We start from the raw sequence: 26,615 nt of genomic DNA, 5'->3' as shown, positions 1-26,615 counted from the left end.
CATGCCTTGCTCTCGTCGTGCCGTGCTGCGTGCCGCCCTCCTTGGCGGCGGCGCGCTTTGTCTGCCCGCGCGCGTGCTTGCCGCGCCCGCGCACACACCGGGCATCGATCTGCGCTGGCTGGACGGCACCGCGCCCACATGGGACGCCGGGCAGAGCTTCGGCGTGCCCTGGCCGCGCGGCACGCTGCGGCAGGCCGGTCGCCTTGCCGCGCGTGCGGAAGGCGGCGCGCCGCTGCCGGTCCAGAGCTGGCCGCTGGCCTATTGGCCGGACGGTTCGATCAAGTGGAGCGGCCATGCGCTCCCTGCGGGGCGTCATGCGCCGGAGCAGGTTGAGATCATCGCAGGACGCCCCGCGAACCCGGCCGAAGCGGTCTCGGTCGAGCAGCAGGCCGAAGCCGTGATCGTCACGGTTGGCCCCACCCGCTGGCGGGTGCCGAAAACCGGCAGCGCAGTGATCGCCTCTGCCGAGCGCGAGGGCCGGGTATTGCTGCGCGATGTGGCGCTGGTCGCCCGCGCGCAGGACGCCGCCTCGGGCGAAGAGGCCGATACCCTCTCGCAGCAGCATTTCACCAGCCGCATCGACAGTGTGACCACGGAGCAAACCGGCCCGGTCCGCGCCGTGCTCAAGATCGACGGCGTCCACGCCGGCGCGGTGCGCGCATGGCTGCCGTTCAGCCTGAGGCTCTATTTCACCAGCGGCAGCGAGGCCGTGCGGATCGTCCACAGCGTGATCTGGGACGGCGATGCCGAGCACGACTTCCTCTCGGGCCTTGGCGTCACCGCACACGTGCCGATGCGCGGCGCCCTGCACGACCGCCATGTCCGCCTCGCCACCGAAGAGGGCCTTTTCGCCGAAGCCGTGCGCCCGCTGACCGGCCTGCGCCGCGATCCCGGCGAGGCGTTCCGGCAGGCGCAGATCGACGGTCGCGCCGTGCCCGATCTGGCGACCTTGCCCGAAAAGTTCGCGCCGCTGCTGGAGAGCATTCCCGCCTGGGGCGATTTCCGGCTGTTCCAGGGCTCGTCCGAGGGCTTTGTGCTGACCAAGCGCACCGGCAAGGGCCGCGCGCCGATCCAGTCGCTCGAAGGCCACCGGGCGCGCGGCCTCGCCTATGTCGGCTCGCCACAAGGCGGCGCGGCGATCGGCATGGCGGACTTCTGGAAACGCCATCCGGTCCAGCTCGACATTGCCGAAGCGGCCAGCGACCAGGCCCGGCTCACCGCATGGCTCTGGGCGCCCGATGCCCCGGCGATGGACATGCGCTCCTACCGCAACGTCATGGGCATGACCGACTATCCGGCGCAGAACCGGGGTCTCGACGTGACTTACGAGGACTACGAGCCGGGCTGGGATGCGGCCAGGGGCATCGCGCGCACCAATGAGCTCTGGATCTGGGCGCTACCCGCCACGCCCGATACAGCGACGCTGGAAGGCTACGCCGCCCATGTCGCCCGCCCCCCGCGCCTTCAGGTGGCACCCTCGCAGATCCGCGCCGCCGGGGTGTTCGGCGACTGGGCGCTGCCCGCCGCCACGGGCCCCGCCGCCGAGGCGGTGGAGCGCCAGAACGACCTGCTGCTCGGCCACTACCAGGGCGAGATCGAGCGGCGGCATTGGTACGGTTTCTGGAACCACGGCGATGTCATGCACACCTACGATGCCGACCGGCACCAGTGGCGCTACGACATCGGCGGCTATGCCTGGGACAACAGCGAGCTCTCGACCGACCTCTGGCTCTGGTACAGCTACTTGCGAACCGGCCGCGCCGAGCTGTTCCGCATGGCCGAGGCGATGACGCGCCATACCGGCGAAGTCGATGTCTACCACGCCGGGCCATGGGCCGGGCTCGGCACCCGCCACGGTGTCCAGCACTGGAGCGACAGCTCGAAGCAACCGCGCGTCTCCAACGCCGCCTACCGCCGCATCTATTACTACCTCACCGGCGACGAGCGTGTAGGCGACCTGATGCGCGCGCTGGTCCATTCCGACCGGGCGCTCCAGACCGTCGACATCGGCCGCAAGGTGGCGGACCGCGCCCCGGAATCGCTGCCGCCCGGCGGCATCGGCGCCGTGACACGGCCCCAGGGACTGCCCGAAGGCGTGATCCAGCTCCAGTTCGGAACCAGTTGGGGCAGCCTTGTCGCCGCCTGGTTCACCGAGTGGGAACGCACCGGCGAGCGCCACTGGCGCGACCGTATCCTGGCCGGGATGGACAGCATCGCCGCCCTGCCGCGCCAGTGGTGGGCAGGCGGCGCCAATTTCGACCTGACCAGCGGCCGCTTCGTCTCCGGCGGCGAGCAGATCAGCGTCAGCCATCTCAATGCCGTGTTCGGCGTGGTCGAGATCATGGCCGAGGTGCTGCCACTGATCGACGCGCCGCGCTACCGCGCCGCCTGGATCGACTACTGCGCCTGGTACAATGCCCCCGCCGCGGACTGGCAACGCCGCTTCGGGGAACCGCCGCGCGGCCACAACCTGCGGCAGGCCCATTCACGCCTCACCGCCTATGCCGCCCATGCACTGGGCGATGCGGCGTTGGCACGGCGGGCCTGGAGCGAGTTTCACGCGGGCGAACTGCCGGACCGGCTTACGGCACGCTCCGTGGCAGGAGGGCAAGTCGAGATCGCCGGGCTTTCCACCAACAGCGCCGCGCAGTGGGGGCTGGCGGCGATCCAGACCCTTGCCCTCCTGCCCGCCCAAGTGGTGGAAAACGCGTAAAACCAAAATCATAGAGCAGTGGGTCCGATGCAATCGGATCGGAAACTGCTCTATGGCCGGGCGGTCGCCTCATCCCGCGCCAGCCTGGCGACCGTGGCGGTCACGGTCAGGTTGGCGCTGGCACTGGCGACCGTGCGGGTCATGTCGAGCAGCCGGTCGAACGGCAGCACGAAGCCCACCACCAGCGCGGTCTGCTCGGCCGAGACGCCGACCGCCGCCAGCACGGCCGCCAGCATGAACAACGAGGCCGAAGGGATCGGCGCGGTACCGAAGGCGGCCAGCGATCCGGTCAGCAGGACCAGCGCCAGCGTGACCGCATCGACATGGACACCCAGCGCCTGGAGACTGAACACGCTGAGCAGCCCCACGTACATCGCGGTCCCGTCCTTGCCGATGCTGGCGCCGATCGGCAGCACGGTGGAGGCGACACCCGGCTCGATCGCTAGGTCCTCCAGCGCGATGCGCAGCGCCACCGGCAGGGTTGCCGCCGAGGACGCGGTGGAAAACGCCACCACCAGTGCATCGAACGCCGCGCGGAAGAAGCCGCGCACGGAAAGCCGTGCCGCCAGCTTGATCAGCGGCAGGTGCACCAGCACGATCTGCGCGATCACCCCCAGCACGACGCAGAGCGCCAGCATGCCGATGTTGGTGAAGACGGCGACGCCGTTTTCCGCCACCGCACCGGCAATCAGCGCCATGACGCCAAGCGGCGTGACTTCCATCACCAGCGTGACGAGGTGGAACAGCACCCGCCCTGCCGCTTGCAGCAAGGCCGCGACCGGCTTGCCCGGCTCGCCCGCCAGCACCGTGCTGAAGCCGAAGGCCATGGCAAAGAAGATGATCGCCAGCATGTCGCCATCGGCGAGCGACTGGACGATGTTGACCGGGACGATGCCCATGAGCTGGTCGTGGACCGACTTGGGGGTGCCCAGCGCATGGGCCTGCGCGTCGCCGATGGCCGCTCCCGCCCCCGGTTCGACCAGCAGGCCGACAATCATGCCGATGCTCACCGCACAGGCCGTGGTCGCCGCGAAGAGCAGCACCGTGCGCGCGCCCACCGCCCCCAGCTTGCGCGGGTCGGCCAGCGCGGTCACCCCCGAGGCGATGCTGACAAAGACGATCGGCACCACCAGCATGCGGATCAGCCGCACGAACAGCTCGCCGATCCAGCCGATCCACGGCGCCGCCACCGGCCAGAGCAGCCCGATCGCCACGCCGCAGGCGAGCCCGATCATCACGCGGCGCCACAGCGGCACGTTCAGCCAGCTTCGAAAAAGGGCTTTCATCCAGACTCCAATGCGTGACCCGCGACCCCTGGCAATTAGCCTGCAGTGCCCTGGGGCGCGCCTTCAAGCCCGCCCCAGAAACCACGTTCGGGCCCCAGCAACATGCCGCTTTCGCATGCCACCCCGCCTTGGCGATCCTGCGCGAGCCAGACCGGCCCGTCCAGATCGACGAAGGCACTGTCCGCAGCTATGACCAGCGCGGGCGCAATCGACAGCGAGGAACAGACCATGCAGCCGGTCATCCGCGTGAGCCCGCGCGCTCTGGCGGCCTCGGCCAGTTCCAGCGCGGCGGTAAGCCCGCCGGCCTTGTCGAGCTTGATATTGATCACGCGGTAGCCGTCGGGAAGGGTTTCAAGATCCTCGGCAACGTGCACGGATTCGTCCGCGGCAATCGGAATGGCCGAGAAGAACCCGGCCAGTTCCCCGTCCTCGCCCGCCGGCAGCGGCTGTTCGAGCAGGTCGACGCGCAGTTGCGCCATCAACCCCTGCAGGTTCGCCACCTCGTCAATCGTCCAACTCTCGTTGGGATCGACGATCAGGCGCGGGCGCGGCGCCATTTCCCGCACGGCGCGCAATTGCGCCGCAGGATCGCTGCGATCGACCTTGACCTTGATGAGCGGCACCCGTGCCAGTTCGCGCGCCGCCGCACCCATGCGCTCGGGCGTATCGAGGCCGACGGTCAGCGCCGTCGCCACCGGCGGCAACACCGCCGGCAACCCCAGCGCGGCGCCGATGCCGGTGCCGGCCTGCTGCATCTCCAGATCCCACAGCGCGCAGTCCAGTGCATTGCGGGCAGCGCCATAAGGCAGCAGTCGCAGCAGATCGGCGCGGGTCGCGCCCGCCTCCACCGCGCCGCGCAGCCCCTCGATGGCGGCACGGGTGGACTCGACGCTCTCGCCATAACGGGGATAGGGCACGCATTCGCCGCGCCCGATCACACCGTTCGCTTCGAGCACGACGGTCACCACCTGGGCCTCGGTCTTGACCCCGCGCGAGATGCGGAACGGGCGCAGGAGCGGGAACGTCTCGGCGAGAACACGCAAGGTGCGGGCCATGGCTCTGCTCAGGCCGCGCGCGCGAACGCCGGATCCAGCACGGCATCGAGGATCGCCTCCACGCCCATGCGGTAAGGGTCGCTGCAAGGCAGGCCGGTCTCGGCCGAGACCTCGGCACACAGGGCCAGCGCGGCCTCCTCCGCCATCGCCGAGGTGTTGAGCGCGATCCCGGCGATGCGCACGTCGGGGCTGGTCAGCCGCGCCACGGCCAGATTGGCGGCGATGCATTCGGCAAGGCCGGGCAGGGCGCGACCGGGCAGGCCCCGCATCGAGGTCCGGGCGGGATCGTGGCACATCACCAGCACTTCGGGCTGGGCACCATGCAGCAGACCGGTGGAAACCCCGGCGAACGAGGGATGGAACAGCGAGCCCTGCCCCTCGATCAGATCCCAGCCGCCGTCCTCTCGTGCCGGGGCGATCTGCTCGATCGCGCCCGAGATGAAGTCGGCCACGACGGCATCGAGCGGCACGCCGCTGCCCGCAATGAGGATGCCGGTCTGCCCGGTGGCGCGGAAGTCCGCGGCGATCCCGCGCCGTTCCATCGCCCGGGCGAGGCACAAGGTGGTGTACATCTTGCCGACCGAACAATCCGTGCCCACGGTCAGCAGGCGGTGGCCGCCGCGGGGGCGGCCATTGCCGACCGGAATGCCGGGCTGAGGATCCCGCACGTCATGCAGGATGCGCCCGGTGCGGGCTGCGGTCTCGACCAGCCGCGGTTCGTCCTTGAGGCGGCTGTGCAGGCCCGAGGCGACGTCGAGCCCGGCCTCCATCGCCGCGATCGAATCCGCGATCAGGTCCTCGCCCAGCGTGCCGCCGGCATTGGCGATACCGAGCACCAGCGTGCGGGCGCCCGCGCGCACCGCCTTGGCGAAGTCCATCCGTGCGAGGCCAAGGGTGAGCGGACAATCGTCGTGGCGGAACTCCCCCACGCAAATGTCGGGCCGGAACACCGCAAGGCCCCGCGAGGTCTTGATTCCGATGTCATCGCTGGAATGGCCAAGGTAGAGAAGATAGGGCGTTGCAATCATGTGGCTTTCGCTCTGCTTTTGCGTCTTGCCCCTCTTCTATCGAATGGCTCGCCAAGCCCCCAATATCCAACGCCACGGACCCTATAGAAGCGGGTTATAGTTCCTCGATCACCTCGCTCAGCATCTGCAGGAAATCCGCCGCCGCGCGCGAAGGCGGGCGGTCCTGCAGGTAGACGGCGTTGATGTCGAACGTCAGCGCCGGTTGCAGCGGGCGGCTGGCAAGGCCGGGCTCGCTCCAGGCGGCGGCCGTGAAATTGTCGACGATCGCCATGCCCACCCCGGCCCGCACCAGCGCCGCCGCCACATAGTAGGTGCGCGCCGAGACCACCTCGTCGAGCACGACATCGAGCCGCCCCAGTTCGCTGGCCAGCATCTGCCCGATCGGCCCGCTCTGCACCGGCGAGATGAACTTGTGATCGCACAGTTCGTTGAGGTGCAGCCGCGAGGGGGCATTGGGAATATCCTCCTCGCGGAACAGCACGACCAGTTCGCCCTCACCGATAACCTGGTGGGCAACCGGCGCGGCGGGCGGCACCTCGAAACTGATCGCGATGTCGGTTTCCTGCTCGTAGAGCTTGCGTACCATCTCGTCGTGGTGGAGCGTCTGCAAGTCGAACAGGATGTCCTCGTGCCCGCCCATGAACCGCGCCACCGCATCGGGCAGCGCGCCGAGCCCCAGCGAGGGCAGCGCGGAAATGCGCAGCAGACTGCCGCGTCCCTGCCGCATGTTGTGGCAGGCGTGGCGCAGCGAGCGCACCCGTTCCTGGATCTCGGTCACTTCGTCAAACAGCGCGCGCGCTTCCTGGGTCGGGATCAGGCGGCCCTTGGCACGCTCGAACAAGGGCATGCCGATCGACTTTTCGGCATGGCGCAGGACCTTGGTGACCGAGGGCTGCGACACTCCGAGCGAACGCGCCGCCGCGCTGACCGTGCCGTGAAGGTAGACGGCGTGGAAGACTTCGATCTGGCGCAGGTTCATCAAACGGGCCTTGCAACTGGGTATGAAGAGGGCGGGGCCACTTGTGGGGCTGGAGGGCGCACCGGAGCCTCGCGCAGGCACGGCACTATAGGCAAGTCCCTGTGGGTGGACAGCCATGCATTGCGGCTATGGTCAGAAAAAGTCGAAGAACTGGACTGACTTGACGAATTGCCTGATGAGTTGAGCACGTTTCGGCGCCGTTCGCCTCGGCGGGCGGCCGCCGTGAGGTCGCGTCAAACAGATTGGAACAGCCCATGCCCCCTTCCCGCCGCGCTGCGCGTCCGTGTCACCTGCTGTTCCGGCTCATGGCCGCCGCCTCGCTGCTGGCCATCGGGTCCGGTGCGGGAGCGGGAACCCCCGCCGAATACGACATCGTCATCCACGGCGGCACGATCTACGACGGCAGTGAGGCCAGGCCCTTTGTCGGCGATGTCGCGCTGGCAGGAGACCGGATCGCCTATGTCGGGCCCAGGGCGCCCGGCAAGGGAGCCCGGATCATCGACGCGAAAGGCATGATCGTCACCCCCGGCTTCATCGATGCCCACACCCATGCCGACGTCTTCATTCGCTCGGCCGATCCCGCCCAGCGCGTCAATGCCGCCTGGCTGGACCAGGGCGTCTCCACGGTGATGATCGGCGTCGACGGTGGCGGAACGCCCGATGTGGCGGAAGATGCCCGCACGCTGGAAGCATCGGGCATCGGCACCAATGCGGTGCCGTTTGTCGGTTTCGGCGCGGTACGCCAGCGCGTGCTGGGCGATGATGCCCGCGCGCCCGACGGCGCCGAACTCGCGCGGATGAAGGCGCTTGTCGCCAAGGCCATGTGCGAGGGCGCGACCGGCCTTTCCGCCGGGCTGTTCTATGCCCCGCAAAGTTTTGCAAAGACCGAGGAAGTGATCGCCGTCGCCCGCGAGGCGGCCGTGCGCGGCGGCCTCTACGACACCCACCAGCGCGACGAATCGAGCTATTCCATCGGCCTGCTCGGCTCGGTGGACGAAGTGCTGCGGATCGGGCGCGAGGCCGGGATGCCGGTCCACTTCGCGCATATCAAGGCGCTGGGCGTCGACGTCCAGGGTGAGGCGGCGGCCGTGATCGCGCGGATCGACAAGGCCCGCGCCGCTGGGCAGGACGTCACCGCCGACCAGTATCCCTGGCTTGCCTCCGGATCGAGCCTCGATGCCTCGCTCCTGCCGCGCTGGTCGGTCGATGGCGGCGACAAGGCGCTGCTCGCCCGGCTGGACGATCCGGCGGCCGCAGCCCGCATTCGCACCGAGATGGTCGAGAACCTGCGCCGCCGCGGCGGCGCGCCTTCGCTGCTGCTGACCGCGCAGGGCTACCCCTGGACCGGCAAGACGCTGGAACAGATGGCGGCCGAATGGAAGATCGATCCGATCGAGGCCGCCCTGAAGATCATCCGCCAGAGCGCCGAAAAGGGCGGCGGCGGCACCGACGTCGCCTCTTTCAATATGGCCGAAAGCGATGTCGAACTGTTCATGAAGCAGCCGTGGATCGTGACCTCGTCGGACGGGTCCAACGGCCACCCGCGCATGTACGCGACCTTCCCCGAAAAGTACGTGAAGTATGTGAAGCAGCGCCGCACCATCGATCTGGGCACTTTCGTGCGCCAGTCGACCGGGCGCGTCGCCGACATCTACAAGCTGGACCATCGCGGCTACCTGAAGGCCGGCAATTTCGCCGACGTGCTGGTCTTCTCCCCCGACCGGTTCGCCCCCCGCGCCGACTATGTCCATCCCCGCGAACTCAGCACCGGGGTCAAGGCACTGTTCGTCAACGGCAAGCTCGCCGTATCCGACAGCCAGACCACCGGCACGAGCGCCGGGCGCGTGTTGCTGCGCCCCGCGCCAAAGGACTGTCCGGCACGGTAACGGACGCAAACAGGAAGCACTGCAAGGCCTGCGTTCACCGCGCCAATGGAAATATACAATCCAAGTTGCGGCCAGACTTCGACACCGCTAGCTGTTGCTCATGAATAAAACAGCCGGCGTTCTGAAGCGGATAGTTTACGGCGGCGTGTTGGTGGCTTGCGCCTCGACGATGGCAGACGCCAGGACCAGCCACGCGCTGCCGGATATGACCGCGACCCTGCACGAACAGCGTGTGGAGAGCGCATCGATCGCCGTGATCCGCAAGGGACGGATCGTCTCGACCGGGGCCTGGGGCATGGCGGGGCCTGACCGCGCGGCAACCGTCTCCACGCCCTACAATCTCGCGTCGCTGACCAAGCCGCTGACGGCAGAGGTCATCCTGCGGCTGGTGTCGGCCGGCAAGCTGTCGCTCGACGAACCGATGGATCGTTACTGGAGCGATCCCGACCTGTCCCGCGATCCGCGGCGGATGAAGCTGACCGTCCGCATGGCGCTGAGCCACCGCACCGGCTTGCCGAACTGGCGCGATGCAACGGGACTGGCCTTCGATCACGATCCCGGCACGACCACCAGCTATTCGGGCGAGGGGTATCAATATGCAGCCCGCTACGCCGAGCATCGCACCGGCCAGTCGTTCGAGGCGCTTGCGGGCCGCTGGCTGTTCACCCCTGCCCACATGCGCGCCTCGGGCTATGTCTCGGCGCAAGGCGCTACGGAGCCGATCGCCACGCCATACGACGATGCCGGCAAGCCCCTGCCGGCCGAGCCGGTGACGCGCTACAACGCTGCCGATCTGGCGCACGCGACGGCGCGCGACTATGCGCGTTTCCTCATCGATGCCCGTAACGACCGGGGGCTGGTCGCAACGGTATCGGCACAGCGCAGCAGATCGCAGGCCGACCTGACGCCCGAGACATGTGCCGGAACGAAAGCAGCCACCTGTCCATCCTGGACCGGCTTTGGCCTCGGCTGGCAGCTCCTTGGCTTTCCCGATGGCACGACGATGCTGCACACCGGCAAGGATGCTGGAGCCTTCACGTTTGCCGCGATCGATCGCGTGAGCGGTGACGGGATCGTCATCCTGACCAACAGCGATAACGGGTGGCGGATCATCCTGCCTGTCCTTGAGCGCACCGGCAGCGATCCGAAGCTGATCGCCTTCCTTCGCGGCCAGATGAACTGACGGGACCACAGGCATGGGCCGCCTCCATGGCCGACGCGGCCGCGCTCGAGAAAGGCAAACACCGCTTTCGTGAACTGGCGACAGGCCGATGCAATCGGATCGGAGGCTGCTCTGGGCGGCGTGAGCGCCAGCTATCTGCGCGCCCCGGCTCCGCGCATGCCGCCGCAACGGTTCCCCACGCGCACATCGAAAAAGCACCGGCCGGCGATGCTCTCGCCGACCGGTGCTTTGCGACCCCGAAGGCTCGGGAAATTGGCGGTGATACCGACCTGCGATAAGCTTGACTTGTCGCAGGTCGGTTAGAGCGTTTTTCGAACGGAGTGGAACACGCAGTGACTCGGAAAAACGCGGAAAACAAAGAATCTGGAGAGCCCGATCTGATTCAATCAGATCGGAAAACGCTCTAAGCCCGGGCGGCGCCCGAGCGTACCAAGCTGCAGTGGTGCGTCCGCATCACTGCAGCTTGGCATCAATCGCCTGCCGGGCCGGGCGGCGCCTGCGCCCGGCCCGGCCCGGCAGGCCCGATCACTTCAGTTCGAAACGCACGCCCAGGCGGAACGAGCGGCCCAGCATGTCGCTGTAAGTGGTGTTCGCAGCCATGCCGCTTTCCGGCAGCAGCAGCGGCGAGGCGTTGAACAGGTTCGTCACGTTGAGGAAGAACTCGGACTTGCCCAGCAGCGAATCCCCCAGCTTGATGGTGGCATTGGCATCCACGTAGAACGTGCCGGAGACATGGTTGTCGTCGATCGTCGAGACCAGCGTGGTCGAGGCCGGGCAGCTGGAGGTGCACTCCGTATAGCTGGCGCTATAGCGGCCCGAACTGATGCCGCGCGCGGTGCCGGTCAGGCTGAACGTCGGCGTGTCGTAGGTGGCCGAGAAGCGGTAGATCCAGCTCGGCGGACCGGAGCCGCCGTTGGTGCCTGCGGTATCGAGCGGCGTGGTGATGCCGTCGTTGACCACGTTGTCGATATAATGCGTCGCCAGCGCCCGCAGCGAGATCGCACCGTCGCCGAGCGGGCGGCGATAGCCAAGCTCGAAGTCGATGCCGCGCGTGGTGATCCGGTTGAAGTTGAACGGGCTGGCCGTGAACAGGTAATCGCGCTGGCCGCTCGGATCAGCGGTATAGCCTGCACAGAAGTCGGTATGGCCCTCGATGCAGCGGTTGTAGATGTCCTGCGAGTAATACTGGCTGATCGCGTCCTTGAGCTTGATCTGGAACCAGTCGGCCGAGAACGACAGGCCCGGCAGGAAGCGCGGCGTCAGCACGCCGCCGATCACGGTCGAATCCGCCTTTTCCGGCTTCAGGTTGGGATTGCCGGTGGTCGTCTCGAGGAAGGTGTAGACGGTGCCGGTGTTGGGATCGGTCAGCGTATTGGTGCGCGAGGTACCCGCCGCATAGAGTTCGGACAGGTTGGGCGCGCGAATATCGCGCGACTGGGTGACGCGCAGGCGGAAGTCGGGGATCGGCTGCCAGGTGGCGCCAGCCTTCCAGGTGGTCACGTAGCCCGAGGTCGAATAGTCGGTGGCGCGCACGGCGCCGTTGAATTCGAGGCCGAGGCCCAGCGGCACCACGGTTTCGAGGTAGGCTTCCTTGACGTTGTAGCTGCCGAAGGTGGGCAGGAAGTTGCCGACCGACCAGCCGCTCTGGTACTCGGTGGGAACGTAGCCGGAGACTTCCTCGCGCCGGTATTCGCCGCCGATGGCAAGGCTGACGTCGCCCGCCCAGGTGGCAAACGGGGTGACCGAGAGGTTCACGCCCGCAGTGGTCTGCTCCAGCTTCTGGTTGCGATAGGGATCGCCGAGGATGTAGTCGGCCATCTCCTGCGTCATCACCCCGGTGCCCAGCCAGTTGACCGGCACGCAGCCATTGGTCGGGTCGGTGAGCGTCGAGCGGCAGACGATGTTGCCAGAACTGTCGAACACCGCGTCCGACGCCAGCGTCGTCTTCGCGGTATTCATGATGTTGCGCATCTTCTCGTGAGTATGCGTCACGCCGTACTGGCCATAGGCGCTCCACACCGCCGACTTGCCGAACATCTCGAACTCGCCCTCGGCGCCGAGGGCGTAGCGCTGGACGTCACGCTGGTTGTTGGTGACGCGGTAGGGCAGGTCGGACGCCGTGGTGCCGAGCGATACCGAGGTCACACCCGCCAGCGCATCGGCGCCCAGCGCATTGATCAGATAGGCATTGCTGGCCGAGAGCGTGCGCGCCGAGGAGAGCTGCGGTCCGGCGTTGAACATCGACCGCGTCCAGCTGTACGAAGCCTCGCCCCAGACGGAGATCCAGTCCGCCACGTCGTAGCTGACGCGGCCGAAGACGTTGCGGCGGTCGTCCTCCGCACCAAGGCCGATGTTGCGGCCGTTGTCCGACAGAGCCCAGTCGCCGCCGACCGACACCGACGAGGTCGAGAGCGAACCGTAGTCATAGTGGTTCACCGAGCCGCCTTCGCCGAAGTAGATGCCGCGCAGCGAATTGGCCGTGGTGCCCGAGGACGAGTTGATGATGCCGCCCGGCAGCGCGTTGTTGGTGCCGCCCGGCGAGACCGTGATGTAGCGCGGCAATCCGTTGGTGGCGGTATAGTCCGGGTTGGCGATGATGCGATCGCCATGCGCGTTCCACTTGCGCGAGGTCTTGAAGATGCCATCGGTATGGGCGTACTCGCCGCTCAGCAGGACATGGCCGCGCCCGCCGCCGAACGAGAAGCCGCCGGCGGCCTGGAACGAATAGTTCGCGCCGTCGCCGTACTGGGTGATGCCGGTATCGGCGCTGAGCTTGAGGCCTTCGTACTTCTTGTCGAGCACGAAGTTGACGACGCCGGCCACCGCGTCCGAGCCATAGGCCGCCGAGGCACCGCCGGTCACGACTTCCACGCTCTTCACCAGCTGCTGCGGGAAAGTGTTGATGTCGACCAGGCCGGTCACGCTCGAACCGACCGAACGGCGACCGTCGAGCAGGACCAGGGTGCGGATCTCGCCCATGTTGCGCAAGTTGAGCGCATTGATCCCGGCAAGGCCCGAGCTCAGCGCCAAGCGCGAGTTCGACGGACGGGTGCTGCCCGCAAGCGCCGGAAGCTGGTTGACGAAGTCCGCCAGGTTGTTCGACGGCGACTGGTTCTGGATGTCTTCCTTGCTCATCACCGTCAGCGGGGTCGGCGATTCAAAGCCCTGGCGGGCAATGCGCGAACCGGTGACGATGACGACGTTTTCCTCTTTCGCCTTCTCGGCATCCGGCGCGGCGGCGTCCTGCGCGAAAGCCGGTGCGCACCAGGCGCTTGCCGTCATGCCCAATGCCGCCCCCATGGCGAGACGGGACACAGTGACCTTGTTGACTCGTATCAGATCGAACATCGAAACCCCCCTTTGACGCCGGACGCCCGGCAGCATGCCAACCCACGTGACGGGTCATCGCAATGCCGCTCGGTGCCGGTCAGGCCGTATTCAAACTTCATGCGCGCCGCTCGGTGCGAACGGCGCCGTTATCTTCCCAGTCCCCTCTCCGGACGACCTTGCGCGACAGTCCCTCATGGCCTGATCGCGCGGCCTGATTGGTGGGAAAACACCACCACCGCAGTGGTTGATGACATTTTCAGGTCAGAACGGTACAGGCCCGGACTTGCGGGTCAATAGCCGGGCCTTTCCATGACTTAGCAAAGGTATAGCCGGAGGGCATGGGAACTGAAATCTCCGCGCAGATGCGGGCTTTCATGCAGCTGCGGCGGCTGCCGGAGGCCGAATTGGCAGGGGATAACCGCGGGCTATGCCCTTCCTGCGCCAAACTATGCGCGCAAACCGGCTGGGCGGGTTAGGGTCCTCACTCCAAAGCAAAAATCCCGGAAACCCGTGCGAATGATGCAGCGACGCGCCCTGCTGATGGCCTCCGCCGCCCTTGTGGCCCTCTCCTCGATCCGCCTGGCCCGAGCGGCCCCGCAGGTGCGCGGGACAAGGCGCAAGGCGGTGCTTGCCGGCGCCCGCGCCCCCATCGACATCCGCGAGGACCGCATGGGCATCGCCCATGTCCAGGCCCGTTCCCGCCACGACGCCTTCTTCGCGCAAGGCTATCTGGCCTGCCGCGACCGCCTGTTCCAGCTCGATTTCGACAATCGGCGCGAGCTTGGGCGGCTGGCCGAAGTGTTCGGCCCGAAATTCGCTGAGGCGGACCGCATCGCCCGCCATTTCCACTATCGCGGCGACCTTTCCGCCGAACTCGCCGCCCTGCCCGCCGAGGTCGTCGAATGCGCGCGTGGTTACGTTGCCGGCATCAACGCGCGGATCGCCGAGACCGAGGCCGACCCCGCGCTGCTGCCTCCCGAATATGCGATCACCGGAATGCGCCCCTTGCGCTGGTCCATCGAGGACATGCTGCGTACGCGCGGGGCCGGGGCGGGCGATGCCGACGACGAGGTGCGCCGCGCCATGCTGCAGGCGCGCGGACAGCTCGACCTCGACCACTACATGGACCCGCTGCGCCCGGCCTGGTCGTTCACCGTGCCCGACGGACTGGACTGCGCCGCGGTCTCGGTTGCCGACCTCGGCTTCCTGCGGGACCTCGGCAAGCCGCTGCCCTTCGAACAGGCCGAACTCGCGCGCTGGGACCGCGACGTGAGCCGCAGCGACCATGCCGCGCAGGGCAGCAATGCCTGGACCATCGCCGGATCGCGCAGCACCACCGGACGGCCGATCCTTGCCAACGATCCGCACCTCGCGATCGGCGGGGCAAGCCCGCGCCACATGATCCACCTGAGCGCGCCGGGGCTCGACGTGATCGGTGCCGGCTATCCCGGCCTGCCCGGTATCATGCAGGGCCATACCGACCGCTTCGCGTTCGGCCGCACCAATTTCCACATCGACCAGACCGACCTCTTCGTGCTGCGCACCCGGCCGGAAGATCCCGAAGAGTACTGGCATGAGGGGAAATGGAAGCGCTTCGAAACGTACGAGGAGACGATCGCGGTCAAGGGCGAGCCGGCACGGACGGTGACGCTGCGCTATGCCTTGGGGCGCCCGGTCGTGGCGCAGGATCCGCTGAAGGGGCGGGCCATCGCGCTTGCCACCGCGGCGATGCTGCCCGGCGCCAACATGCAGTTCGCGATCATCGCCCTCAATCTCGCCACGGACTGGGACAGCTTGCGCGAAGCGGCAAGGCTGCATGTCTCACCGACCAACCTTCACTATGCCGACATCGAGGGCAACACCGGCTGGCAGGCGATCGGCTTCACGCCCAGGCGCCCGCGCCATGACGGCCTGTTCCCCGCCCCCGGCGACGGCGCGTTCGACTGGACCGGCATCCTCCCGGTCGAGGATATGCCCAGCCTCTACAATCCCGAGCAGGGCTGGATCGCCTCGGCCAATGCCATGAACCTGCCGCCGGACTATCCCTATCGCGAACGGATCATCAGCTTTTCCTGGAGCGATCCCTTCCGCCACGACCGGATCGCCGAAGTGCTGCGCGCGCCCGGCCCCCACTCCATCGAGGAAAGCGTCGCGCTCCAGCATGACGTGCAATCGCTGCCCGCGCGGGCGCTGCGCAAGCTGCTGCCGCCGCGCCCCTCCCCCGCCGCCGCGCTGCTACAGGGCTGGGACGGCAGGATCGGCGCGGACAGCAACGCCGCGCTGCTCTACGAACTCGTCGTGCCTGAACTTTCGGACCGCTTCCGCAAGGCCGTGATCCCCGCCGAAGCGCGCGACCTGCTCACCTCGGTCAACCTTTCCGAGATGCTCCATGCCCTTGCCCTGCCCGACCCGCGCCTTGGCGCCGATCCGGCGGCGGCGCGCGACGCGCTGGTCGATGCCGCGCTGGCGGCGGGCTGGGCAAAGGCCGAGCAACTGGCCGGGAGCGATCCCGCACAGTGGCGCTGGGGCGACCTCCACCGCGTCACCCTGCGCCATCCGCTGGCCGACATTCCGGCCATCGCGGCGGCCTATCCGCCGATTTCGGGAGGCCGTTCGGGCGGCGACGGGACAACCGTGATGGCGCGCGGCTTCAATGCGAAACAGGGTTACACCGTGCGCCACGGTGCCAGCTACCTGATGGTCGCCGATGTCGGAGACTGGGACAACACGCGTTTCCTGCTGCTGCCGGGCCAGTCCGCCGACCCCGCCTCGCCGCATTACCGGGACTTCTACCAGCCATGGCTCTCGGGGACGATGCAGAAGCTGCCGTTCTCCGCCGACGCCGTGCGCGCCGCCACCATGAGCCGTCTGCAGATCGTTCCGGCTTAAGGGACTGCCCGCCCTGCCGATCCTCAGCGGGCAAAAACTGCTCTAGGACTTTGGTTTTAAGCGCTTTCCGGGTCATCAGGTCATTCCCCCGATGACCCGGAAGACAGTTTAGTAAGCCGCCGCGATCGCCAGCAGCGCCTTGTCCATCGCCGCGGTCGCCTCGCCGTCACGCTCGTCAGGCACGTCGTTGGCGATCGTCGAGAACACCAGCGTCTGCCCCCGCGCCGCGACCAGATAGCCGGACAACGCCCGCGAGGCGTTGAGCGAGCCGGTCTTGGCAAACAGCTTGCCGCCGAGCGGCGTGTCGCGGAACCGGCCGCGCAGGGTGCCGTCGACGCCGCCCACCGGCAGCGTCTCGCGCCAGGCCATGCCCCAGGGCTGGCGCGCCGCCCAGCCGAGCAGCGTCACCGCCGCACGCGGGGAGATCCGGTTGTAACTCGACATGCCCGAGCCGTCGGCGAAAAAGAACCCCTCCTGCGGCACCCCGGCCTCGGCCATGACCTTGCGCAGCGCGGCCTGCCCATCGGCGATCGAACCGTTGCCCGCCACGCGGCCGACCCGGCGCAGCATCAGTTCGGCATGGAGGTTCTGGCTGAGCTTGTTGATGATGCGCATGTCCTCGGCCAGCGGCAAGGGCGGCAGCTGCGCCAGCATCGCCGGCGGCGCGGCGGCGGCGGGATCGGCCTGCGGCGCACGGTGGCGCGCCCGCACCTCCCCGCCCACCCGAACCCCGCGCGCTTCGAGCAACTGGCGGAACCGCCAGGCCGTCCAGCGCGCCGGATCGTCGATCCCCAGATGCAGGGTCACCGGTGCGGCCTCTGCCCCGATCGTGCCGGTCAGCACCAGCACATCGCTCATCGGCAGGCGTGAAAGCTCAAGCGTGTTGCCGCTACCGGGCACCGTCTTCACGCCGTTCTCGACCCTGTAGAACGCCGCAGGCCCGACCACCGCCGCCTGCCCCGCCGCCGCCGGCGTGATCACGACCGCCACTTCGTTGTCGTCCAGCGTCAGCGCGGAAATGCCGGTGCCGTAGCGCGAGGGGATGTTGTTCCAGCTCATCCCCGGGCTCCAGCGCTCGTCCGCAAACCAGGTATCGTCGCCGATCACGTCGCGCACCTTGCGGGTCCGGGCCGCCACGGCATCGGCCAGCGTCGCCAGGCAATCGCGCGTGCAGTCCTCCGCGCTCGAGAGCCGCGCGTCGCCCCGCCCGAACAGCGCCGCATCCGGGGCGCCGTGCCCCGACGCTTCCAGTGCCACCCCGGTCCCTTGCGCCGCCGCATCGAGCGCGGCCAGGCCGGCATAAGCGGTGATGGTGGTGAAGACCTTGGTGTTGGAGGCGGGCATGAACCGTTGGTCGGGCGCGATGGCCAGCAGTTCCCGGCCCTCCAGCGTGGTGACGAGAATACCGTAGCGGGTTCCCGCCGGCCCTGACGCCAGCGCCTTCTCCACGGCATCGCGCACTTTGGGGTCCTGCGCGGTAACAGGCAAAGCGGACGAGCGCAGCGCCGCTGGCGCCGCGACCGGCGACGTCTCGGCCGCAGCAGCGTGAACGGGCGCCGCTAACGCGGCGAGCGGCAGGAACGGGAACAACAACGATCGCATCAGGAACCTCGGTAGAAACGAACCTGGCCCAGTTCCAGCCAGGCCGTGCCGCCCGGCGTACCGGAAAGCTGGAACCGCAAGGCGCGCAAGGCGCCCGGATCGAGCCGCGGTGCCTGGCCATCGGCGCCCGGCGCGCCCGCAAAGGCCGAGAACGGCAGGCGCACTTCGGCCGCCGCCTCATGCGCGGAAAACGGCGCCGCGAACCAGTGCCCGGCATCAAGGCCGTAGCTTTCCAGCCGCAGGCGATAGTCCCCCGCCCCCTTCACCGTGAAGGCGATGCCGGTGAACCCGCTTGCATCGGCCAGATCGATGGCACCGCGCGTCAGCGGCAACACCAGTTCGGCAAACGGCCGGGGCGCCGCACCGAACTGCGCGGCCATGAACACCGGGCGCTCGCCCGCCGGTCCGGTTTCGGGATGGACAAAGGTGATATGGCTGTGATCGGCGCCGGAATCGGTGGCATCGACCGGCAGAGTGTCGAGATCGGTGCGCCCGTCGGCGCGCGTGCCGGTCCAGATCGGGCCGGCCATGCGCACGCTCGGCAGCGGCGTCATCGCCGGGCTGGCGAGTTCGCCGCGCAGCTTGCCCAGCGGGGCTTCGCGCCCCGAGACCCAGACCCGCGCCACCTTCCAGATGTCCTCGATGGTCTCGTCGGGGCGGCCATCGACCAGCACAAGGTCGGCGCGCATGCCCGGCGCGATCGTGCCGTGGTCCCTGGCCTGCCCCATGATCGCCGCGCTGGTGCTCGTCGCGGCGACAAGCACTTCGGCGGGGGTAAAACCGAGGCGGGTATAGAGCACCATCTCGCGGATCGCGGCGGGGCCGTGATAGACGCCGCCGATACCCGAATCCGTGCCGATGCCGATCGGGATGCCAGCGGCGTGCATGGCCTTCAGATTGCCCTGCAACATCGCCCAGCGCCGCGCATCGTAGGCAGCGACAGCGCCCGCGCCGTCCTCGCCCGCCTCCTCGTGCTCGGCCTCGGCGCGCCGGTCGTTCTCATGCGCCTGCTCGCCGGGCGAGAGGCTGGCCCATTCGGCAGGGGTGAACACGCGGGTTTGCTGGGGTTCGTAGACCACCATGGTCGAGACATAGGCGGTGCCGCGCGCCTTCATCCGCGCGATCAGGTCGGCATCGACCGGGGCGTCGCCGACCCCGTGAACCACGGAATCGACCCCCGCCGCTGCCGCGATCCTGGCCCCGTCCAGCGTCACCGTATGGGTCACCACGGGAATGCCCGCCTTGTGCGCATCGCTGACGATGGCGGCGAGCGTTTCCTCGTTCATCGAGTTGAGGTCGCCGCCCCGGCCATAACGCCAGCCATCGGTGAAGACCTTGATCTCGTCCGGCCGGTAGGGCAGCGCCCTGGCCATCACCCCATGCGCGGCGCGCGGGGTGGAGGCCTTCATCGTGAAGAAGTCGCCCCAGCCATATTCGGTGCCGTGGCCGCCCGGCACGCCGGTGCGGATCGCGAGGTTGAGATGGGGCGCCCAGATGCCGCCGGGCTGGCGGATCATCGCCCGGATCGGCTGCAGCATCTCGGCCGAGACCGAGTAGTCGTTGACCGTGGTGATCCCGCGCACAAGGTATCCGGCATAGGCCTTGCCGAGATCTTCGGGCGCGTTGTAGCCGGGGGAGCGCAAGTGCGTGTGGAGATCGTGCAGGCCCGGCAGCAGCGTCTCCCCGTGCGCATCGACGATGCGGCTGCCGCGCGGCGCCTTGAGGGCGGGGCCGACCGCGAGGATGCGATCCCCGCGCACCAGCACGTCGGCCGTGACCGCCGGAGCGCCGGTGCCGTCGAACACCCGCGCCCCCCGGATCAGCAGCGCGGCCTCGCCATCGGCGGCGTTCAGGGCACTGGCCCCGGAAAGGGTCGCGAGACCGGCGATCAGGGCACAAAGGGAAGGCAGGCGGCGCATTATCGGCGCTCCTTCAGGTTACGGTCGAAAAATCCGGCCATTGTCCGGTAGCTCGTCAACCAGTTGGCATAACGGAAGAAATCATGGCGTTCATTCGGGATCGCGAGTTCCTCGAACGGCACGCCGCGCGCGGTCAGTTCGCGGGCGAGCAACAGCGACTGGCCAAAGTCGACATTGCCGTCATCGTCGCCGTGGACGATCAGCACCGGAGAGCGCCAGCGCTCGATCGCGCCCATCGGCGAGGACTGCCACTGCAACCGCTGCTGCGCCAGCACCGCGTCGGGCGCGAAAGTGCGCTCGGTGGGGCGCACCATCTGGTGCACGCCGTGGAAGTCGGCGCCGGCCTTGAACAGGGCGCTGTCGCGCGCCAGCGCCAGCGCGGTGAGATAGCCGCCCCAGCTGCCCCCCCAGATGCCCACCCGCTCGGGATCGACATCGGCCTGCGCGGCGAGCCACTGCCCCCCCGCCAGCACGTCGCGGTATTCCGACGCCCCGCCGCGCGCGGTCTCCGGCGCTTCGCGGAAGGCGCGGCCATAGTTGGTGCCGCTGCGGTAATTGACCGAAAGCACCGTGTAGCCTGCCGCCGCAAAGGCCTGGTTCTGCACATAGGCGTTGTTGTAATAGTACATCGTCGAGAAGCCCGGCAGCATCTGCCGGCGCGGCCCGCCGTGGACGAAGACCAGCGCCGGGTGCTTGCCCGCGCCCTTCGCGCGGAACAGCTGGCCATGGACCTTGACCCCGTCCGCCGCCGTGAAGACCACGACTTCAGGCCGCTGGAAACCACGGGCGGAGGCGACCGGGCCGAGCGGTTTCATGCCTTCCACCGCGACCGGATAGGCCGGGTGGGTGGCGTCCGTCACTGTCGCGGCCAGGGTGTTGCCGCCATAGACCGGGAAAAAGGCGAAGCGGTCGGGCGGCGTCAGCCGCTGCGGCTTGCCACCGGCGATAGCCACCCGCCAGATCTGCCGCGCGTCGAGATCGCCGGGATTGGCCGAGTAGACGAGACTGCGGCCATCGGGCGAAGGACGGAAATTCTCCACTTCGTTGGCATCGGGGGTGAGATCGCGGGCAGCGCCGCTGCCATCGGCCGCCACGCTCCAGACGTGCAGCCAGCCGCTGCGCTCGGAAGGAAACAGCAAGTGCCCGGTCGGCGTCCAGAACAAGTTGCGCCCGCGCGTGCCGTAGAACTGGCCGCCCTCGCCCTCCGGCGCGCTCCACACCGTGCGCACCGCGCCGGTGGCGACATCGGCGACGCGCAGCGACCAGAACGAGGCGCGGCTGTCCGGCAGTTCGGCGGGCGGATCGCGCAGCTGGATGAAGGCCACCGAGCGCCCGTCCGGCGCAAACACCGGATCGGCCGAGTGGCCCAGCGTCATGCCGAGATAGCGCAGGCTCCCCGCTGCAACGTCGAGCAGGCCGACCAGGCTGTGGCCGCTGCGCCATTCGCGGAACACCAGCAGGCGGCCATCGGGCGACCAGCCGAGATCGCCCACCGTCCCGCTGACCTTGGCCAGCCGGCGCGGCGATGCCCCCTGCGCCCAGAGGGTGATTTCGCCCTCGCGGGTATAGACAAGCTGCTGCCCGTCCGGGCTGAACACCGCGCCGTACCCCTCGCCGATCGCCACCGGCGCCGCGCTGCCCTCAGTGCCGAGCACATAGAGCGTCTGGCGCGGGCCCTGCGGGAGCGTGCCGGTATTGGGCAGCTTGTCCTCGGGAAACTCGGCGTCGCCGCCGCGCACGAAGGCGAGCCGGGTGCCGTCCGGGCTGAACGCGAGACCCGAGATCTCGATCCCGTCATCCTCGCGGTAGGCCGTGCGCGACCGGCCCGCCGTGCCCGGCCCGCCCAGCCAGACGTTGCGCACGCCTGCCCGGTTCTCCACCCAGGCGAAGACCGGGGCCTTGGCCGCCCCGGTCAGCCCGCTGGCAAGCGGCAGCGACAGGTTGGCCTCCAGCATGTCCGGCGCGGCTGGCGCTGCGATGGTGTCGGGATCGGAGCTGGCCGCCAGTGCCGGCAAGGCTGCGGCGAGCGCGGCAAACGGCACCAGCAGCGCGGTCCCGAAGGCAAGAGAGGAACGTGTCATGCCGCATGACTAGGGCGGCCCGGCGGCCCCGCGCAAGCGCCTGATTCTGCATTCATACCCTGAGGTTATGTGCGTCCGCAGGCAAGGCATGACGGACGGGCCCCACCACCGGTTCAGCCGCGCCGGTCGAAGCCGCGCACCACTGCCTCGCCGGTTTCGGGGCGCAGCACGAAGATGCCGCTGTCGAAATGGCGGGTCGGGTGGACGCGGTTGGTCAGCAGCGTCCAGGCCAGCCCGCGCTCGAAATCGACCCAGAGGCCGGTTCCGGTAAAGCCGGTGTGCCCGATCGTCAGCGGCGAGCAGGCCTGCCCGCCCGACCATCCGGCAAACGGCAGTTCCCAGCCGCAGGTGCGATGCTCGTACTGCGCGGTGCGGATCTCCTCCAGCATCGCCGGCCCCAGCACCTCGCCGCGCAGCAGCGCCTCGGCAAAGCCCAGCACCCCGTCGATGGTGCCGAACAAGCCGGCATGGCCGGGGCGCCCGCCGAGTGCGGCGGCGTTCTCGTCGTGGACCTCGCCCTTGAGGATGCGCCCGCGCCACATACAGCGCTCGGTCGCCGCCGCCGCGCCCGGCGGCGGGCCGTAGCAGAGCCCCTCGCCCATCGGCCACTCGCCCTGCGGCCAGTGATCGAGCGGCGCGCCGGTGATCCGCTCGATGGCGATGCCCAGAAGGATGAAGTTGATGTCGGAATAGACCGGCGGACCATGGCGCCATTCGCGCTGGAGCACGAAGGCGCGCAGCCGCGCAGGGTCATCGCCATAAGTGTAGATCGGTTCGACCGCCGGGAAAAAGGTGCGATGCGCCAGGCAATCGCGGAACGTCAGCTGGCGTTCGGCGGCGCCGAGCGGGTCGTACTGGCGCAAGTCGGGAATGGCATCGGTGAGCGGCCGGTCGAGATCGAGCCTGCCCGCCTCGGCAAGCCTGAGGATCATCGTGGTGGTGGCGATGACCTTGGAGACCGAAGCAAGGTCGAACCAGTGTTCACGGGTGAGCGCCTCGGGCTCCGGCTCGCGCGCGGCCAGTCCGGCAAGGCGCACCGCGCGGGCGCCATCGGCAGTGACGAGCCCCAGCGCGGCGCCGGGTATCCGCCCGTCCGCGACATGGCGCGCGGCGGCGGCAAAAGCCTCGTCGCAGACGTCCTCGATCATGCCTCTTCTCCTTCTGGCACTTCGGTGCGGCGGGCACGGGCCCGCGCGATCACCGGCAGGAAGACCACCGCCGCAAGGCTGAGGCTGCCCGACAGCATGAAGAAACCGTCGTAGCCGATCCGCGTCTGGATGGCGCCGGCGGCACCGGCCAGCAGGCGCGGCAGCAGGAACGCGAAGCCCGACAGGAACGCATATTGCGTGCCGGGATAGCGCGGGCTGACCAGCATCGAGAGGTAGACCACGAAGATCGCCCCGGCAAAGCCGTGGCCGAACTGGTCGATGCCCGCCGAGATGTAGAGCACCGCCGAAGACGGTTCCTGCCACCACAGCCACACGAAGATCCAGTTGCTGATCGCCGAGGCCACGGCGCCGATCGCCAGCGCCGCGACCAGCGGCAGCCGCGCCGCCAGCAGTCCGCCCAGTGCCACGCCCGCCATGCTGCAGACCAGCGCCACCGCGCCGTCGGCCATGCTGATCTGTTCGAGCGAATAGCCCGCTGCATTCCACAGCGGATGCGACAGCGTCAGCGTCAGCACGTCGCCCATGCGGTAGAACGAGACAAACGCCAGCACCGGCAGCACCGTGTAGCCGTAGCGCCAGAACAGCTCGACATAAGGCGCGACGAGACCGTTCATCGACCGGTCCGCCCCGGCGGGAAGCCGCCGGATGCGCGGCAGGGCGATCGCCAGCGCGGCAAACGGCAGCATTGCGATGCCGAGCACGACCGGCGTGACATTGGTCTTGGAGGAAAAGCCCGCCCCCGCCGCCGCCGCCAGCACGCCCCAGCCGACCGCGGCCGTGGCCAGCGCGCTCAGCGTCAGGATCGCCGCGCTCGTCGCCAGCCCGCCCGCCAGCGCCGCCGAACGCCTGCCGCGCGCCTCGGGATCGGGGCGCATCGCGGCCAGGATCGGGAACGGCAGGAAGGCGGCGATGGCGATGATCAGGTAGGCCCAGGTCCAGTCCAGCCGCGCCGCGGCAAACACCGCCCCGCTGCCCGCCGCCACCATCGCGCCCCGGTAGCCCCAGAGATTGGCAGCGACCACCGGCCCCTGTTCGGCCTGCGTCGGCGCCAGTTCGATGCGCCAGCCGTCGGCGGCGACTTCCAGCGTCGTTGTCCAGAAGGCGAGCAGGATGGCGAACAGCGCGGTGAGCGGCAGGCTGGTGTCGCCGGAGGTCAGCGCCATGGCCACCATGGCCGTGAAGATGCCGAGCTGCGAAAGCATGATCCAGCCGCGCCGCCGCCCGAAGAAGCGGGAGAAACCGGGAATGTCGTAGCGGTCCAGCAGCGGCGCCCAGGCAAACTTGAAGGTCGGCAGCAGCGCCACCCAGGCAAAGAAGCCGATGACGACGATGTCCACACCGTGCCGCGCAAGGCGAAGCGTGAGGACGGCGTTGAACATGTAGAAAGGCAGGCCCGCCGAAAATCCGAGCAACAGGTAGAGCGCCAGGATCCGCCGCGCCGGACCTGCTGTTGCAGCCGGGGCCGAAGCCGCCTGTGCCTCTTCGCCGGTGCCATTCATCACTGTAACGTCCATCGTGCCTCCGCGATCCGCGGCGACACAAGGGCCTCGCCGTGCGCTTGTCAACGCCGCGAGCCGCTGCGAATGCGTTGGTTCACAGAATGATAGCCGCCGGTTATGGGTTCATGAGCGCCCGGCCTTTCCCGTCTTTCCGGGGTTTTCTCCCGCGATCGCGCCTCACGCGCACATGATGCGGTCGCGGCCGGCGCCTTTCGCCTCGTAGAGCGCCCGGTCGGCTTCGCTGAGGAACTGGGCCATCGTCCAGCCCTTGCGGTAGCGGGCGATCCCGCAACTGATGCTGGCGGTGACCGCCGGGCCGCCGTCCGGCAGCACGATCGGCGTGCGGCCGACCGCCGCGACCAGCCGGTTGCCGATCTCGCGCGCGGTATCCCAGCCGCAGCGCGGCATCAGCACCACGAACTCGTCGCCGCCCAGCCGTCCGACCGCATCGGTGGCCCGAACCTGCGAGGACAGCCGCGCGCCGATTTCCTGCAACACCGCGTCGCCGGCCTGATGACCGCGGTTGTCGTTGATCCGCTTGAAATGGTCCATGTCGATGAGCGCGATGCAGATATCGCCGCGCTCGTCCCCGGCAATCGCCGTGCCCAGCTTCTGGAGGAAACCGGCGCGGTTGAGCAGCCCGGTCAGGTCGTCGGTCTGGGCATAGCGGACCAGCGTCAGCTCCTGCTGCTTGCGCGCGGTGATGTCGCGGATCGAGGCCAGCGTGCCGAGGAAATTGCCGCGATCGTCCACGGTGGCACGGAACGAGGCCTCCAGATGAAGGTCCGGCTTGTTGCGCGGCTGGAACTCGGCAAGGTAGACCCCCTGCCGGTCCTCCCGCGCCTGCTGCGACGCTTCCACCAGCACCACCGGGTCGGCGGTCAGGCATTCAATCCCCTGCCCGATAAAGGCCTTGGGAACATCGCCCAGCAGCGACCGTGCCGCCCCCAGCGCGTAGCGGCAGATGCCGCGCTCGTCGAAGCTGAGCAGCAGGTCGGGCGATTGCGAGGCCATGAGGCGCATGGCCCGCTCGCGTTCGGCAAGCGTCTGCAGCAGGCTCTGCTGCGCCGCCAGCGCGGCCCCCACCGGCAATTCGCCCAGCAGCAGGCAGGCCAGGAAGAACTGGAAGAACAGCGCCTGGAACCGCGGATCGGACGAGGCGAGCGTGATCGGCCCGACGTCGTGCATCGTGTAGAGCGCGCCGATGACCGCGGTGATCAGGATCGCCAGCTTGGTGCCCAGCGCCCCCACCCGGAAATTGGTGAGCGTGATCGGCATCGCGACCAGGAACAGGATCGGCAGCTGATGCGAACGGAACACGACGATGCAGGTCGCCGCCGTCAACAGCAGCACGCCGCCCATCTCCAGCCGCTGGCGGGGCCGCATTTCATAGATGCTCCGGCCATAATCCCCGCGAAACAGGGCATAGAGCAGCGGCGTGAAGATCAACAGGCCCAGCGCATCGCTGGCATACCAGGTGATCAGCGAGCGCAGGAACGGTTCGTCGAACACCAGCACGGCGGTTCCCGCGCCGAGAAAGGCGCTGGCCAGCGGTGCCAGCAGCCCGCCCCAGAGGAACAGGCGAAACACATTGGCAGGACGATGCACTATGCCGCCTTCATCGGCGCTGGCACGCAGGCCCAGAGCCGCGATCACCACCTCGACGATATTGGCGACCCCATAGAGCAGCGGCGCCTCGATGGTGCCGCGGGTGACGAGGTTGGCCGCCGCATTGCCGATGAACCCGGCCACCAGGATCGCGCCCCAGCCCCGCTTGGGCCGATCGAGCAGGAGGGCAAGCAGCACCGCATTGGCGGGCCACACGGTCGCGATGTCACGGCCATTGCTGGTCAGGTGGATCGTGCCCGCTGCCAGCAGGAAATAACCGATGCCTGCAAGCAGACTGGTCAGCACCGTGCCCTTCACCATGCCGGACCACGATGGCGCGTGCCCATGATTCATTCCACCACTCTATTCGCACTTACGTTTGATTTAT

General features: G+C 68.5%; 15 protein-coding genes. 4 read left to right on the top strand and 11 right to left on the bottom strand.

Annotated features, from left to right (window positions below; genetic code table 11):
* Position 1 precedes the first annotated feature (1 nt).
* Entirely contained in the window at positions 2-2,713 is a 2,712-nt protein-coding gene (locus OKA11_RS15435; RefSeq protein WP_267221879.1) for an exo-rhamnogalacturonan lyase family protein, read from the top strand.
* A 50-nt stretch (positions 2,714-2,763) separates the two neighbouring features.
* Here OKA11_RS15435 and OKA11_RS15430 read toward each other — a convergent pair whose 3' ends face one another.
* The 4 genes from OKA11_RS15430 to OKA11_RS15415 all read right to left on the bottom strand — a co-directional run bounded on the left by OKA11_RS15430 (position 2,764) and on the right by OKA11_RS15415 (position 7,061).
* Complete coding sequence (locus OKA11_RS15430; RefSeq protein ID WP_267221877.1) at positions 2,764-3,999, bottom strand: dicarboxylate/amino acid:cation symporter; 1,236 nt, start codon at positions 3,997-3,999, stop codon at positions 2,764-2,766.
* Between the two features lie 35 nt (positions 4,000-4,034).
* Complete coding sequence (dgcA, locus tag OKA11_RS15425; RefSeq protein WP_267221875.1) at positions 4,035-5,054, bottom strand: N-acetyl-D-Glu racemase DgcA; 1,020 nt, start codon at positions 5,052-5,054, stop codon at positions 4,035-4,037.
* Between the two features lie 8 nt (positions 5,055-5,062).
* Positions 5,063-6,082 (bottom strand): N-acetyltransferase DgcN, encoded by a 1,020-nt coding sequence (dgcN, locus tag OKA11_RS15420; RefSeq protein WP_267221873.1) that lies wholly within the window; start codon positions 6,080-6,082, stop codon positions 5,063-5,065.
* A 94-nt stretch (positions 6,083-6,176) separates the two neighbouring features.
* A complete protein-coding gene (locus OKA11_RS15415) occupies positions 6,177-7,061 on the bottom strand; it encodes a LysR family transcriptional regulator (RefSeq protein ID WP_142638398.1) in 885 nt (294 codons plus the stop codon).
* Between the two features lie 305 nt (positions 7,062-7,366).
* Between OKA11_RS15415 and OKA11_RS15410 the strand changes: the two genes are divergently transcribed.
* Positions 7,367-8,947: an N-acyl-D-amino-acid deacylase family protein gene (locus tag OKA11_RS15410; RefSeq protein WP_379489389.1), complete on the top strand. Its 1,581-nt coding sequence runs from the start codon at positions 7,367-7,369 to the stop codon at positions 8,945-8,947.
* A gap of 100 nt (positions 8,948-9,047) precedes the next feature.
* A complete protein-coding gene (locus OKA11_RS15405; protein ID WP_267221868.1) occupies positions 9,048-10,130 on the top strand; it encodes a serine hydrolase domain-containing protein in 1,083 nt (360 codons plus the stop codon).
* 525 nt (positions 10,131-10,655) lie between these two features.
* Here OKA11_RS15405 and OKA11_RS15400 read toward each other — a convergent pair.
* Positions 10,656-13,478, bottom strand: a complete 2,823-nt coding sequence (locus tag OKA11_RS15400) for a TonB-dependent receptor plug domain-containing protein (protein WP_267221867.1) — start codon at positions 13,476-13,478, stop codon at positions 10,656-10,658.
* A 498-nt stretch (positions 13,479-13,976) separates the two neighbouring features.
* On the opposite strand from OKA11_RS15400, the gene OKA11_RS15395 reads away from it, so the two are divergent.
* Positions 13,977-16,349: a penicillin acylase family protein gene (locus OKA11_RS15395; protein ID WP_267221865.1), complete on the top strand. Its 2,373-nt coding sequence runs from the start codon at positions 13,977-13,979 to the stop codon at positions 16,347-16,349.
* 108 nt (positions 16,350-16,457) lie between these two features.
* Here the strand turns inward: OKA11_RS15395 and dacB are convergent, their stop codons facing one another.
* The 6 genes from dacB to OKA11_RS15365 all read right to left on the bottom strand — a co-directional run bounded on the left by dacB (position 16,458) and on the right by OKA11_RS15365 (position 26,581).
* Positions 16,458-17,951 carry a D-alanyl-D-alanine carboxypeptidase/D-alanyl-D-alanine endopeptidase gene (gene dacB, locus OKA11_RS15390; protein ID WP_267221864.1) on the bottom strand — a complete coding sequence of 498 codons (1,494 nt, stop codon included), beginning with the start codon at positions 17,949-17,951 and terminating at the stop codon, positions 16,458-16,460.
* Complete coding sequence (locus OKA11_RS15385) at positions 17,951-19,870, bottom strand: amidohydrolase family protein (RefSeq protein ID WP_267221863.1); 1,920 nt, start codon at positions 19,868-19,870, stop codon at positions 17,951-17,953. The genes dacB and OKA11_RS15385 overlap by 1 nt, the downstream gene beginning before the upstream one ends.
* Positions 19,870-21,951 (bottom strand): S9 family peptidase, encoded by a 2,082-nt coding sequence (locus OKA11_RS15380; RefSeq protein WP_267221862.1) that lies wholly within the window; start codon positions 21,949-21,951, stop codon positions 19,870-19,872. Before OKA11_RS15380 ends, OKA11_RS15385 begins: the two co-directional genes overlap by 1 nt.
* Before the next feature lie 113 nt (positions 21,952-22,064).
* Entirely contained in the window at positions 22,065-23,099 is a 1,035-nt protein-coding gene (locus OKA11_RS15375; RefSeq protein ID WP_267221860.1) for a serine hydrolase domain-containing protein, read from the bottom strand.
* Positions 23,096-24,634: an MFS transporter gene (locus tag OKA11_RS15370; protein WP_267221859.1), complete on the bottom strand. Its 1,539-nt coding sequence runs from the start codon at positions 24,632-24,634 to the stop codon at positions 23,096-23,098. Before OKA11_RS15370 ends, OKA11_RS15375 begins: the two co-directional genes overlap by 4 nt.
* 162 nt (positions 24,635-24,796) lie before the next feature.
* Entirely contained in the window at positions 24,797-26,581 is a 1,785-nt protein-coding gene (locus tag OKA11_RS15365) for a sensor domain-containing diguanylate cyclase (protein WP_267221858.1), read from the bottom strand.
* Positions 26,582-26,615: the final 34 nt, after the last annotated feature.

Source organism: Novosphingobium clariflavum (assembly GCF_026420865.1).
Classification (GTDB): domain Bacteria; phylum Pseudomonadota; class Alphaproteobacteria; order Sphingomonadales; family Sphingomonadaceae; genus Novosphingobium; species Novosphingobium clariflavum.
This window is presented reverse-complemented; position numbering and strand designations above follow the sequence as displayed.